Origin of the sequence: Caballeronia sp. Lep1P3 (genome assembly GCF_022879595.1) — a bacterium.
Taxonomy (GTDB): Bacteria; Pseudomonadota; Gammaproteobacteria; order Burkholderiales; family Burkholderiaceae; genus Caballeronia.
Window position 1 is genome coordinate 1,981,147 of sequence record NZ_CP084265.1, and the last position, 12,989, is coordinate 1,994,135.

The window sequence follows — 12,989 nt, forward strand, 5'->3', positions numbered from 1 at the left end:
GACGGCATCGCCGCCACGAGCCAGCGCGTCGTAGCCACGGCGCGCTTTATTGAAACCCGGCGCCGCGAAGCGCGACGCATATCGCCGCGCTCAAACCGCATCGAGCAGGCGCTCCGCATCCCTGACCGCGTCGAACAGCGCTTCGATGGGCGAATCGCGGTCCAGCACGCAGACGTGCTCGATATCGAACGGCAGCGCGTCCACGCCGACGAACCGCACCGTACCGCCGAAGCAGTCGCGCGCCCGCCCCTTGCGGACTGACTCGATGTACCGAGGCGTGACATAGAGCGCAACGGGCAGCATGGGACCCTCCGTGGCCGGCTTCGACGGGACGTGCGCCGCCCGGCGGCATCGGACGGTGAGGCAAGTGTAGTCACGCGGGCGTGGCCCCGGCACCCTCGTCCGCAGGGGCCGCACTCCCCTCTTTCGACACCTGCCGCCCGGTGCGCGGTGCGCCCTCAGACGCCATGCCCCAGCACGCGCGCGACGTAGTGCCGGCCCCACGCCTCGCCGTGCGCGAGCGCCTCCGCGACGGTCTGGAACGGACCGTGAGCGCCGGCCATCTCGTCGGACTCGGCTGCGAGCGTCGCGCCGTGCAGCGGCCGCTTGTCGAGACGCGTCACGCGCACCTTCACCGCATGCCCTTCGGCCTCTTCCTGCGCTTGCCCCTCGACGCGGCGCGGCTTCGGCACCGTGTCGAGCGCGAGCAAGTAGTCGCCTGCTTCGATGTCCTTTCGCATGGCAGCCGCCTCCGTCATCGGATTGTGCTCCGGCGCGAAGGCGTCGAAAAGAATGCATTTCGCTTGGCCGCGTCGAGCGGCGCCGACCAAAGCCCGCGCCAGCAGAGCTTGCGCGTCTCCAGTATCATCGGCGCTCCCCGCCAGCCCGTCCGCCCGTCCCCGAAAAGAACCATGTCCGCGTCATCGCACGAGTCGCCGCAATCGTCACACGATCACACGTCAGGCCGCCATCCCCACTACTCGCGCGGGACGCTGTGGCTGCTCGCGACCATCGCGGGCGTGTCGGTCGCGAACATCTATTTCAATCAGCCGCTGCTCGGCGACTTTCGCGCGTCGTTTCCCGGCAGCGCGTATCTGATCGGCGCGGTGCCCGCCGCCACGCAACTCGGCTACGCGCTCGGCATGCTCGTGCTCGCGCCGCTCGGCGACCGCTTCGACCGGCGCATGCTGATCCTGCTGCAGCTCGCGGCGCTGGGCGTGGCGCTCGTCGTCGCGGCCACCGCGCCGACGCTCGCCGTGCTGATCGCGGCGAGCCTCGCGATCGGCGTCGTCTCGACCATCGCGCAACAGGCCGTGCCGTTCTCCGCCGAACTCGCGCCGGCAGCGGAGCGCGGCCACGCGGTCGGCACGGTGATGAGCGGTCTGCTGCTCGGCATCCTGCTGGCGCGCACGGTCTCCGGCTTCGTCGCGCAGTACTTCGGCTGGCGCGCGGTGTTCGGCGCATCGGTGGCGGCGACCATCGCGCTCGCGGTGATCGTCGTCATGCGGCTGCCGAAGAGCCGCCCGACTTCGACGCTTTCCTACGGTAAGCTGCTCGTCTCGATGTGGCATCTGACTGCCGAAAACCCCGGCCTGCGCGAGGCGGCGCTCACGGGCGGCGCGCTCTTCGCCGGCTTCAGCGCGTTCTGGTCGCTGCTGACGCTGCTTCTCGCCGGCGAGCCGTTTCATCTTGGCCCGCAAGCGGCGGGACTCTTCGGCATCGTCGGGGCGGCGGGCGCGCTCGCCGCGCCGCTCGCGGGCAAATCCGCGGACAGGCGCGGGCCGCGCGCGGTCATTTCGCTGTCGATCGCGCTCGTGGCCGCGTCGTTCGTCGTTTTCGCGCTGTCGGCGCGCAGCATCGCGGGACTCGTGGTCGGCGTGATCGTGCTCGATATCGGCGTGCAGGCCGCGCAGATCTCGAATCAGTCGCGCATCTATGCGCTCAAGCCCGAGGCGCGCAGCCGCGTGAACACGGTGTACATGGTGGGATATTTCATCGGCGGCGCGGCGGGATCGGCGCTGGCCTCGCTCGCCTGGCACGCGATGGGCTGGAGCGGCGTGTGCATCGTCGGGCTGGCGACGACCGGACTCGCCGGCTTCAGTCATTGGCGAGGCCGCGAGCGGCGGCTTATCGCGCCCGGCGGACGCTGAGTCGGCCATCGGCGCTAAGTCACGGATCAAAGACAGACGTCAGACGCGCTCGCGCGCGTAGTCGCAGAGCGCGTCGAGCACGCGATCGAATTCCAGCGACTTGTCGAAGAAATGGCGCACGCCGTATTGCAGGCATCGCTCGCGATACGCCGGCAGCGCGTGATTCGTGAGCACGACGACGAACGCCGTCTCCGCCACGCCCGATGTATCCGCGTGCCTGAGCCACGCCAGCACGTCGATGCCCGAGCCGCGCTTCAGTTGCAGATCGACGATAACCGCATCGAAACGCTGCGTCGATAAAAGCGCGATGGCGTCGTCGGGCGCATCCGCGAAAGCGCTCACGCGCCACGGGCCGAGCGCGTCGATCGCCTCGGTGAGACTGCGCCGGATCAGCGGCGAATCCTCGATCAGGAGCACCGCGAGCGGCGCGCCGCGCGGCTTGTCCTGTCGAGTCGTATCGTCGGTGATGATGTCGTCGCCCACGGCGGGCATCCTCCGTCAAGCGCTACTCGATCAACCCGTTCTTGATCGCGTAGTAAGTGAGGTCGGCGTTGTTGGAAAGCCGCATCTTCTCCAGCACGCGCGCGCGATACGTGCTCACCGTCTTCACCGACAAATGCAGTTCCTGCGCGATCTCGGTCGGAATGCGCCCGCCCGCGAGCTTGCAGAAAATCTGGAACTCGCGCTCGGACAGCATTTCGTGCGGCCGCTCGGTCGCGGGCTTATCGAGCTTGTCGGCGAGCGCATCGGCGATGAACTCGGACAGATACCGATGCCCGCGCGCCACCGTGCGAATGGCGCGCACGATCTCGTCAGGCGCGGCGTCCTTGTTCAGATAGCCGTTCGCGCCCGCCTTGAGCAGGTTGATCGCGTACTGGCTCTCGGGAAAGCCCGAGAGCATCAGCACGCCCTGTTGCGGCCGGAGCTGCTTGATGACGCGCAACGTGTCCACGCCATTCTTGTCCGGCATCGCGATGTCGAGCAGCACGACATCGAACGCCTGCTCGCGCACGAGCGCGATGGTTTCATCGCCCGTCGAGGCTTCCGCCGCCACTTCCATGTCGGGCTCGTCCGCGACGAACTGCCTGAACCCGCTGCGCACGATCGCGTGATCGTCGGCTATCAAGACTCGAATCATTCAGGCCATCCGCGCTTGGTCGAAGTCACAGTGCTTTCGGGCGATACGCGGCGCGCGTCGCGGCGCGCATCGCTTCGCGAAGGCATCGCTCAACCGTTGCGGCCTTCGAGCAGGTCGGCCATGTCGTCGGCATGCTCTTCCTCGACGGCGAGAATCTCCTCGAAGATGCGGCGCGTGGTGACGTCCTTGTCGCCGAGATAGCGAATGATTTCGCGGTACGTATCGATCGCGATGCGCTCGGCGATCAGATTCTCGCGAATCATGTCGATGAGGTCGGCGCCTTCCTTGTACTCGGAATGCGAACGCGACTTGAGGCTGTCCGGCGCGAAATTCGGCGCGCCGCCCAACTGGACGATGCGTTCCGCGAGCATGTCGGCGTGTTCCTGCTCCTCGGTCGCGTGTTCGGCGAATTCCCTCGCGACCGCTTCCGAATGGATGCCCTTCGCCATGAAATAGTGGCGCTTGTAGCGCAGCGTGCAGACCCACTCGGTCGCGAGCGCGTCGTTGAGCAGCTTGAGCACGGTCTCGCGGTCCGCGCCGTAGGTCGACGTGACGGGGCCCTCGTCCATGTGCTGCCGCGCGTCGTTGCGAATCTTCTCCACATCGAGAACGAAAGCGTCCGAAGACTGGCCCGGCGTGTTCGATACAGCAGACGAATTGGACATTTGATTTGCTCCTGTGGATTGGGTGAGTGACGGCTGCGATTAACGGATGCGTGAGCAGGCCCGCGCGTGCGGTTTCATAGAGGCCCGCTATCCGATCAACGCGTCCGATGCACGCGGCATGCCCGCTCGCCGAAAACATCGAACGAGAAGCACGCGAGCGCACCGGCGGGCCTCGTTACGACGACGGCGGCCGGTGCGGGAACAGCCAAGCGGCGCGCGTCAGGTCCTGAACACGCCGAGCAACAGCGTAACCACGAACACGACGAGAAAAATATAAAACAGGATCTTCGCGATTTCAGCGGCGCCGGCCGCGATGCCCGTGAATCCGAACACGGCCGCGATAATTGCGATGACGAAAAATACGGCTGCGTAATGAAGCATGGGACCCTCCTCGTTGATTGTTCTCAGGTCGGGCCGGGCCGCTTCCGCTCTCGCTCTCGCTGCGAGGCCCGGCGATGCTTGGCGCCCAGCGTCTTGCGTTTTGCGTCCGAAAGGCCGCTAATCGACCGCTTTTTTCGTAATCACGAAACCCAGCACCAGAAACACAACGCACAGAATCAGGAACAGCACGAACAGAAATTTCGCGATCGTGGCCGCGCCCGCGGCGATGCCCGTGAAGCCGAGAAGCCCGGCAATCACCGCGACGATCGCAAAGAACAATGCCCATCTCAGCATGATCGTTCCCCGTAGAAGTGGATGACGAGCACCATGCTAGTCGCGGGTTTCGTCACGCGCACTCGGGCTGGCTCCTTTTTTGCTGTGAGAATCCACCGACATATGCTTTCAATCGGCTGCGCGGGCGAGTCATCCGCTCGCCAAAGCGCCGAGCCGACGAACGACGCCATGAGCCACACGCCACCCGCCACGCTGTCCACGCTTCCCGAGCTTTGCGCCGTTGCGCATGACGCCGCGCCGCCTTCGCCCGAGACCGCCCGCGCGAAAACCAGCGGCTTCTCGCGCATCAACGAATGGATGCACCGCTATAGCTGGGCGGTCGCGATGACCGTTGCCATCGTCATCACGGTCGGCGGGCTCGTGATACTGGAGTCGGGGCGCATGCGCATCGCCGCCGAATACGAGACCGCGCTCGACGCGAAAAGCGCCACCGCGCAGCTTTCCGCGCTCGCCGCCGATATCGGAACACTCACCGCCCAGCGCGACGCCTTCGCGATCAAGCCGGAAGCGGCGCACCGCGCGCAATTCGAGCAGACGGTCGCCCATGTGCGCCGAGCGCTTGCCACGCTCGATGCCTATTACCGGCGCATCGGCGACGACACCGCGCTTGCGAGCTTCGCGCAGATCAGCGCGGCATCGAGCGATGCGATCGGCCGCGCGACGGCGGCTTCCTCGGGCGTGTCGAACGCGTCGAACGCGCCGGCTGACAACGACGCCACGCTCGATGCCGCCCTTTCGCTGCTGCGCCTGAACGAGGAGCAGCGCGCGCAACACGCGCTCGATGCGAGCCGCGCCGATCAGCGCATCTCGACGCTGTGCGTCGGCGCGTTGTGCGCGCTAAACATCGTGTTGTTTCTGCTTCTGTTTCGCAATCTCGGCATTCAGCTCGACAAGCAGGATCGCGTGCAAAAGAAACTCATCACGCAGCAGGAAGAACTGGATCAGCTCGTCTTCGAGCGCACGCGGCAACTGGAAGCGCTCGCGTGGCATCTTCAGTCGGTGAGCGAAAACGAGAAGACGGAACTCGCGCGCGAACTCCACGACGAACTCGGCTCCATCCTGACCGCGAGCAAGATGGATGTCGCGTGGGTGCGCGGCAAGCTGAAGACGAGTGAGCCCGCGATGGCCGAGAAGCTCTCGCGCGCCATCGGCAATCTGGATCAGGGCATTGCACTCAAGCGCCGCATCATCGAGGACATGCGGCCGACGGTGCTCGCGAACTTCGGCCTCGTGACGGCGTTGCGCTCGCTCGCCGACGAAGCCGCGCAGCGCAACGGCTGGACCGTTCAGTTCGATTTGCCTGGCGAGGACGTCAAGCTCGGCGAAGCGATCGAGATCGCGCTCTTCCGGGTCGCTCAGGAAACGCTCACGAACGCGGCGAAGTACGCGCGCGCGAGTTGCATCGGTATCGCGCTGACGATGGACGCGGCGAACGTTTCGCTGCACATCACGGACGACGGCATCGGCATCAGGCCGCAAGACCTGAAGCGCACGCAGACGCACGGACTCGTCGGCATGCGCCAGCGCGTGTCGGCGCGCGGCGGGCGCTTCGAGATCGAGCGGGCGAAGCCGCATGGCACGAGCATCCGCGTGTCGATGCCGCGCGAACGCGCAGCGGATGCCGCATCGGTCGCGCTCGCCGCGAGCGATTTCGCCGACGCCCGCGCGCGCCCGGCCGCGTAGGACGATGCCGACGCGAAATGCGGAACGTGCCGACATCAAAAACCCAGCGGTGCCTACAGCCGGCGCTCGCGCACTTTTTTAAGATTGTTCACACCGGTGAGGCCTATCGAGCGATGCGGCCGAGCCATACAGAATCAACCGACGCCACTCACTTAAAGGGAAATGGAACATGACTCGAATCATCGCTTTGCTGCTGATCGCCGGCACCGCTGCGCTCGCGGGCTGCAACACCGTCTCGGGCGCAGGCCAGGACATCTCGAAGGGCGGGCACGCGATCACGAATTCCGCCGAAGAACACAAGTAAGCCCGGTTTCTGACACGACACAAAGCGTAAGTTCAGCGCGTATTTCCTGTCTCCCCGCCGCCAGAATGCGGCGGGATTTTTTTTGCCTGATGAGCGGCGACATGAAAAAACCCGCCCGGTCGCCCGGGCGGGTTTCGTCGCTGCGCCTTCGGAACGCGGCGTCGGACGGCTTATTGCGTGTTGGGCAGCTCGATGGCCGGCTGTTGCGTATTGCCGCCTTGCGCCACCAGCACGCGAATGCTGTTCGGCACCACTTGCGAGAGCGCATTGCCCGCGGGCAGCGTCGTCACGAGCCAGTCGGCATTGTTCGCGAGATCGAACGACGCCGACTTGTACACCGGCGTCTTCGAACCCGGCAGCGTCGCGATGAGTTGATAGGTGCCGCCCGAGACGTAGATCGAGTCCTGCGTCGTCGCGGGCACCGCGTTCTTGAACGCGACGCTCGCCATCGTCGGATTGACGGCGCCGATGTCCGCGCCCGGCGCGACCAGATACAGATCGAGGTTCTGCGCATTCGCCGATGCATTGAACCCGCGCACGCGCGCGCTGCCCGAAAGCAGCCCCTTGTCGAACGGATCGTCGATGACGGCGATCGACGGCAGGAAGCCCGCGTCGGGCAGCGCGATCACCGTGTACTCGTGACCCTTCGCGGCATCGCTGATGCTGCTGTCGCTCGCGAGCGTCGTCGCCGTATCCACGGCCGCATACGAGAAGTTGTGCTGGCCGGTGCCGATGTTCGCGAAGTTGGTCACGGCCTTGTAGCCGAGGTTCGGCTGCAGCACCTTGCCGTTATCGTAGAAGTCGACGTTCGGGCCGCTCGGAATGGCGTGGATGAAATGGACCTGCGGCTGCGTGAGGCCGAGTTCCTTGCCGACGTCGTCCGAGCTTCCGCCGCAAGCGGACACGAGCGCGGCGACGGCGGCAAGCGCCGTAACGGTGCGAATGATCTTCATGTGCCACCTTCCTTTTTCTGATCGTTGGGCTTGGGTCTCGAGGACGCGCGAGAAGCGCGCTCGCCGCCTCGTTTCTGGCTGCTGAAGCCCGCGTCGATGGAACGTCGCGGGGCGCCGGAAACGAGCAACGTCCGTGCCCCGTTGCGGTGCGCGCAAGGCGTCGAATGGCTGCGAAGCCTTGTCCGGAAAGGCTTCCCGAATCATTAGAGGAATTGCTCGGGATGCGGGGAAACGCAAGCTCGCAGCAGCAGCGCGTATGACGCCACGCGCGGCGAACGGCGGTTCTTACAAACGCAGGAAGAATCAGACGAGCCCGCGCCGCCGGTAATCGAACCAGAGCGACAGCGCGACACTCGACAGAATGACGGCCGTCGCGATGACGGTCCAGCGCGTGATGGCTTCGCCGAGCAAGAGCGCGCCGAGCAGCACCGCGACCACCGGATTCACGTACAGGCAACTCGTCGCGACGATCGTGCTCGTCTGCCGGATCAGGAAGTTGTACGCGACGTAGGCGGCCATCGAACCGATCAGCATCAGATACAGGAACGACACGCCCGCGCCGAAGCCGACGTGCGTGAGCCGCTCGCCGGAGAGCAGCGCGATGGTCGTCGCGATCAGCCCGCCCAGCCCGATCTGAAGCGCGGTGGACATCAGCAGGTCGGACGGCTGCGACAGGCGGCTCGCGAGATGCGCGCCGCCCGCCCAGAAGACCGCCGCGCACAGAATGGCGAGCGTGCCGTAAGTCGAACTCGACGACGGATCGCCGTGATTGAGCAGCACGATGCCGACGAGCCCCAGCCCCACCGCGCTCCACTCGCCCTTGCTGACGCCGCGACCCGCGAGCGCGGCGAAGATCGTCGCGAAAAGCGGGACCGTCGCGACCATGACGGCGGCTGTCCCGGTCGCGACCGTGCGCATGCCGTAGGCCATCATCCCGCTCGACAGCCCTTCGAGCAGCGTGCCGACGAGCGCCGCGTTGCGCACTTCGCGCGCGCTCGGCCACACCGCCTTGCGATGCACGGCGATCGCGAAAAGCCCGATGCCGGCGAAGAGATTGCGCAGCCCGCCGAGCATCAGCGGCGGAAAGGAATCGAGCGCCAGATGAATCCCGAGATACGTCGATCCCCAGACGAGATAGACGACGGCGAGCGCCAGCACGATCGGCCCCTTGCGGGAGCGCGGCGCGCGAAACGGAAAGCGATCGGGTACGGAGAAAGGCAGACGCGGCGGCAAGGCGGACATGCGTTACTCCGCGATGCTGGCCGGCCGCGCGGCGCGGCCAGAAAAGACGTGACGGCCAGCGGCGAACCGAGCGCACGGCGGGCGTGCGCAACGCGCTTGTTGCGCGGTGAAACCGGGAAAACACGGCAGCATGATGAAGCGATGGAGTGCGGATTGAAGTGCCGAGATGGCGGCGCAGGCGAAACGCGCTGTGATGAAACGCCGCGATCCGGGTAATCCCGAAAAAGCGGCGCCCGCCATTATGCAGCAAGCGCCATCGGCGAAACGGGCATTTCGCGAATGGTTGCCAGAACGCGACGCCGCAGTGTATGGTGTCGGCTGCTAACGCGGGGGTCCTGCGCGGCACATCGCGATTCCGGTCGGCTTCATTGACCGTTTCGTCCGTGTCTCGTGGGTGAGAAATACCCTTTGAACCTGATCTGGATAATGCCAGCGCAGGGAAGCGTTCGGGCCCAGACGCTTTCGGTTTTCTTCTACGCGTCACGCTTGCCGGCCCGCACCTTTCCATCTCGTTCTTCCCTGTTTAGCTCCTGAGTCAGCCGAGCTCGACGGCGTTCGTTCGCGCGTCGGCGCTGCATCGGCGAAACATTCGTCCCAACGCAATCGCTTGCATGGGACCGCGGCGAGCGCATACGCGCCGACTGCGGTCGACAAGGAGAGACAGCATGAATGCCAACCCGAAGTTTCTGTCCGAAAACGCCGTCGTGGATGCCGCCGCCATCGCGCCGCTTCCCAATTCGCGCAAGGTCTACGTGACCGGCTCGACGCCCGGCATCCGCGTGCCGATGCGCGAGATCACGCAGTCGGATACGCCCGATGGCTTCGGCGGCGAGAAGAATCCGCCCGTCTACGTGTACGACACGTCAGGCCCGTACACCGATCCCGACGCTTCCATCGACATCCGCTCGGGCCTGTCCGCGCTGCGCGCCGGCTGGATCGACGCGCGCGGTGACACCGAAGAACTCGCCGGGCTATCCAGCGAATTCGGCCGCGAACGCGCCGCCGATCCGAAGACGGCCGAACTGCGCTTTCCCGGTCTGCATCGCAAGCCGCGCCGCGCGCTCGCGGGCAAAAACGTCACGCAGATGCACTACGCCCGCGCGGGCATCGTCACGCCCGAGATGGAGTTCATCGCGATTCGCGAAAACCAGCGACGCGCCGAGTATCTCGAGAGCCTCAGAACGAGCGGCCCGAACGGCGAAAAGCTCGCGCAGATGATGGGCCGCCAGCATCCCGGGCAGGCGTTCGGCGCGGCGGCCTTCGGCAAGGACGCACTGAAGGCGATCACGCCCGAATTCGTGCGCGAGGAAGTGGCGCGCGGCCGCGCGATCATCCCCGCGAACATCAATCACCCGGAAAGCGAGCCGATGATCATCGGCCGCAACTTCCTCGTGAAGATCAACGCGAACATCGGTAATTCGGCGGTCAGCTCGTCCATCGGCGAGGAAGTCGACAAGATGACCTGGGCGATCCGCTGGGGCGGCGACACCGTGATGGACCTCTCGACCGGCAAGCACATCCACGAAACGCGCGAGTGGATCATCCGAAATTCGCCGGTGCCAATTGGCACGGTGCCGATCTATCAGGCTTTGGAAAAGGTGAACGGCAAAGCCGAAGACCTGACGTGGGAAATCTTTCGCGACACGCTGATCGAGCAGGCGGAGCAAGGCGTCGATTACTTCACGATCCACGCGGGCGTGCGCCTGCAATACGTGCCGCTGACGGCGAACCGCATGACGGGCATCGTGTCGCGCGGCGGCTCGATCATGGCGAAGTGGTGCCTCGCGCATCACAGGGAGAGCTTCATCTACGAGCACTTCGAGGACATCTGCGAAATCATGAAGCAATACGATGTCTCGTTCTCGCTCGGCGACGGCCTGCGCCCCGGCTCCATCTACGACGCCAACGACGAAGCGCAACTCGGCGAACTCAAGACGCTCGGGGAACTCACGCAGATCGCGTGGAAGCACGACGTTCAGGTGATGATCGAAGGCCCCGGCCACGTGCCGATGCAGCTCATCAAGGAGAACATGGACCTGCAGCTGGAATGGTGCGACGAGGCGCCGTTCTACACGCTCGGGCCGCTCACCACCGACATCGCGCCGGGCTACGACCACATCACGTCGGGCATCGGCGCGGCGATGATCGGCTGGTTCGGCACCGCCATGCTCTGCTACGTGACGCCGAAGGAACACCTCGGACTGCCGAACAAGGACGACGTGAAGGAAGGCATCATCACCTACAAGCTGGCGGCGCACGCGGCCGATCTGGCGAAGGGTCATCCGGGCGCGCAGGTGCGCGACAACGCGCTCTCGAAGGCGCGCTTCGAATTCCGCTGGGAGGATCAGTTCAATCTCGGTCTCGACCCGGACAAGGCGCGCGAATTCCACGACGAGACGCTGCCGAAGGATTCGGCGAAGGTCGCGCATTTCTGTTCGATGTGCGGCCCGCACTTCTGCTCGATGAAAATCACGCAGGACGTGCGCGATTTCGCGGCGAAGCAGGGCGTCTCCGAGACCGACGCGCTCACGCACGGCATGCAGACGAAAGCGATCGAGTTCGTGAAGAAAGGCGCGGAGATTTACCAGCCGACCTGATGCAGCGATGCACTGACGGCATGACGACGAGGGGCCCGCCGCGCACGCGTGCGGCGGGGCCGTTTCGCCGATTCGGGCATCTTTCATGCTGCTTTACGAACGAACCGGCGAAAACGCGCGGCAGGCGTTCGGCTGTCCGCATCGACATCCGCCTCGCCGCTGCCGATTCATTCCATCATCGTATTGGAGAGTCGACATGAAAAACATCAAACAAATCGGCGCCGCTGCAACCCTCGTAGCTCTCTTCGCCGGACTCACCGGCTGCGACAGCATGACGACGCGTCAGCGCGATACCGCCATCGGCGCGGGCGTGGGCGCGGCGGGCGGCGCCGTGATCGGCGGCGGCGCACTCTCGACGCTCGGCGGCGCGGCGGTCGGCGGGATCATCGGCAATCAGGTCGGCAAGTAAGCGCCGGTTTCGGGCGAGCGGCGCGCTCGACGTTGCCGCGTGCCGCCGTTCGAAAGACCGTTGTTTCATGTCTGTTACAGGAAGCGATACCGGCCATCGTACTGACACGGCGTGCTGCGCGCCGGACGCATCGATCGACTAAGCTTCTCCTTGACGGACCGGTTCGGTTGAGACCGCTTGAACCTCACAAGTCCGGAAAACAAGCTGTATGCAAGGAGCAGCATCATGAATTCCCCCCGTTTCATTCCCGGACCCAAGGCAGCCGTGGCCGCGCTTGCCGCGGCAGTGCTGTTGAGCGGCTGCTATTACCCGTATCCCGATTACCCGGCTTATTACTACCCGACCGTCAACGCGGCTTACGCCCAGCGCGAATTCGTGGTGCCGCAGCAAGGCGCGTCGGCGGCATCGGCCGCGTCGGGCGCGGCGTACTCGACCGCGCCGGTGCAGTATCAATACGCGGCGGTATCGCCGGGCGTCGATTACTACGCGCCCTATCCGGCGTATGCGTATTACCCGCCTTATCCGTATGCGGCGTATGGAGCGTATCCGGCCTATTACGGCTATGGCTATCCCGCGATCTCCGTCGGCTTCGGCTACTGGGGCGGCGGCGGATGCTGCTGGGGCCGTGGATACGGCTGGCACGGCGGCGGCGGATGGCACGGCGGCGGCGGCTGGCATGGCGGCGGCACTGGCTGGCAAGGCGGCCACGGCGGGTTCGGCGGCGGCCACGGCGGGTTCGGTGGCGGCGGCCACGGACACTGAGCCACGCAAGCACGCGACGACATCGCGCGTGCGACAAAAATCGCTGAAATCGAACCACGAAACGCCTGCGCGTAACACACCTGCAACATTTTCCGATGCAATGCGCCGCGCGCGTCCCGCGCGCGCATCGGTTCGCCATCGCACTTTCCTTTTCCGACAAGCGTTTGGCGGATATCGCCAGACGATTGGCACGGTTCTGGCTATCTACCGTCCCAGTTTGCCGCGATGCGACGGCGCGCCGCCGTCGCCAACTTCCGTTCTCGGGGATCGGACATGATGGCTTTTGTGTTTTTTCTGCTCTGGATGCTCGCTTCTCTCGCCCTTCTGACCGTCTGGGTGTTCCGGCAAACGCCGTCCACGGTGGATGACAACGGCGCGGCCGTCGAGGGCTGACTGCGGGCTTTCACGGCT

Annotated in this window: 15 protein-coding genes and 1 riboswitch; of the genes, 6 read left to right on the plus strand and 9 right to left on the minus strand. The window is 65.4% G+C overall.

All coding sequences use genetic code 11. The features are described 5' to 3' along the window. Positions 1-90 precede the first annotated feature (90 nt). On the minus strand, positions 91-303 hold the full coding sequence (locus LDZ27_RS09305) for a hypothetical protein (protein ID WP_244813824.1): 213 nt from the start codon (positions 301-303) through the stop codon (positions 91-93). Positions 304-458: 155 nt separating this feature from the next. Then, positions 459-740 carry a hypothetical protein gene (locus LDZ27_RS09310; RefSeq protein WP_244813825.1) on the minus strand — a complete coding sequence of 94 codons (282 nt, stop codon included), beginning with the start codon at positions 738-740 and terminating at the stop codon, positions 459-461. A 171-nt stretch (positions 741-911) separates the two neighbouring features. Here LDZ27_RS09310 and LDZ27_RS09315 point away from each other — a divergent pair, with 171 nt between their 5' ends. Then, positions 912-2,150: an MFS transporter gene (locus LDZ27_RS09315; protein WP_244813826.1), complete on the plus strand. Its 1,239-nt coding sequence runs from the start codon at positions 912-914 to the stop codon at positions 2,148-2,150. A 39-nt stretch (positions 2,151-2,189) separates the two neighbouring features. On the opposite strand, the gene LDZ27_RS09320 is transcribed toward LDZ27_RS09315, so the two are convergent. The 5 genes from LDZ27_RS09320 to LDZ27_RS09340 form a co-directional block, all read right to left on the minus strand. Continuing rightward, complete coding sequence (locus tag LDZ27_RS09320) at positions 2,190-2,633, minus strand: response regulator (protein ID WP_244813827.1); 444 nt, start codon at positions 2,631-2,633, stop codon at positions 2,190-2,192. 22 nt (positions 2,634-2,655) lie between these two features. Next, complete coding sequence (locus LDZ27_RS09325; RefSeq protein ID WP_244813828.1) at positions 2,656-3,288, minus strand: response regulator transcription factor; 633 nt, start codon at positions 3,286-3,288, stop codon at positions 2,656-2,658. Positions 3,289-3,377: 89 nt separating this feature from the next. After that, on the minus strand, positions 3,378-3,953 hold the full coding sequence (locus LDZ27_RS09330; RefSeq protein WP_244813829.1) for a bacterioferritin: 576 nt from the start codon (positions 3,951-3,953) through the stop codon (positions 3,378-3,380). A 219-nt stretch (positions 3,954-4,172) separates the two neighbouring features. Next, entirely contained in the window at positions 4,173-4,334 is a 162-nt protein-coding gene (locus tag LDZ27_RS09335) for a DUF1328 domain-containing protein (protein ID WP_040048814.1), read from the minus strand. 117 nt (positions 4,335-4,451) lie between these two features. Beyond that, positions 4,452-4,628, minus strand: a complete 177-nt coding sequence (locus LDZ27_RS09340; RefSeq protein ID WP_159835737.1) for a DUF1328 domain-containing protein — start codon at positions 4,626-4,628, stop codon at positions 4,452-4,454. Positions 4,629-4,796: 168 nt separating this feature from the next. On the opposite strand from LDZ27_RS09340, the gene LDZ27_RS09345 reads away from it, so the two are divergent. Then, positions 4,797-6,311: a sensor histidine kinase gene (locus tag LDZ27_RS09345; protein WP_244813830.1), complete on the plus strand. Its 1,515-nt coding sequence runs from the start codon at positions 4,797-4,799 to the stop codon at positions 6,309-6,311. Positions 6,312-6,480: 169 nt separating this feature from the next. After that, positions 6,481-6,615, plus strand: a complete 135-nt coding sequence (locus LDZ27_RS09350; RefSeq protein ID WP_244813831.1) for an entericidin A/B family lipoprotein — start codon at positions 6,481-6,483, stop codon at positions 6,613-6,615. Positions 6,616-6,785: 170 nt separating this feature from the next. Here LDZ27_RS09350 and LDZ27_RS09355 read toward each other — a convergent pair whose 3' ends face one another. Both LDZ27_RS09355 and LDZ27_RS09360 read right to left on the minus strand, forming a co-directional pair. Continuing rightward, the gene (locus tag LDZ27_RS09355; RefSeq protein WP_244813832.1) at positions 6,786-7,568 is read right to left on the minus strand and encodes a DUF4397 domain-containing protein; all 783 of its coding nucleotides are present in this window, start codon (positions 7,566-7,568) and stop codon (positions 6,786-6,788) included. Positions 7,569-7,871: 303 nt separating this feature from the next. Continuing rightward, positions 7,872-8,810 carry an EamA family transporter gene (locus tag LDZ27_RS09360; RefSeq protein WP_244813833.1) on the minus strand — a complete coding sequence of 313 codons (939 nt, stop codon included), beginning with the start codon at positions 8,808-8,810 and terminating at the stop codon, positions 7,872-7,874. Positions 8,811-9,128: 318 nt separating this feature from the next. Next, positions 9,129-9,269, plus strand: a riboswitch (TPP riboswitch). A gap of 206 nt (positions 9,270-9,475) precedes the next feature. Here LDZ27_RS09360 and thiC point away from each other — a divergent pair. The 3 genes from thiC (at position 9,476) to LDZ27_RS09375 (ending at position 12,578) form a co-directional block, all read left to right on the plus strand. Further along, complete coding sequence (gene thiC, locus LDZ27_RS09365; RefSeq protein ID WP_244813834.1) at positions 9,476-11,407, plus strand: phosphomethylpyrimidine synthase ThiC; 1,932 nt, start codon at positions 9,476-9,478, stop codon at positions 11,405-11,407. Between the two features lie 196 nt (positions 11,408-11,603). Next, positions 11,604-11,816, plus strand: coding sequence for a glycine zipper 2TM domain-containing protein (locus LDZ27_RS09370; protein WP_244813835.1), 213 nt, complete (start codon positions 11,604-11,606; stop codon positions 11,814-11,816). A gap of 225 nt (positions 11,817-12,041) precedes the next feature. Then, entirely contained in the window at positions 12,042-12,578 is a 537-nt protein-coding gene (locus LDZ27_RS09375) for a hypothetical protein (RefSeq protein WP_244813836.1), read from the plus strand. The last annotated feature ends 411 nt before the right edge of the window (positions 12,579-12,989 follow it).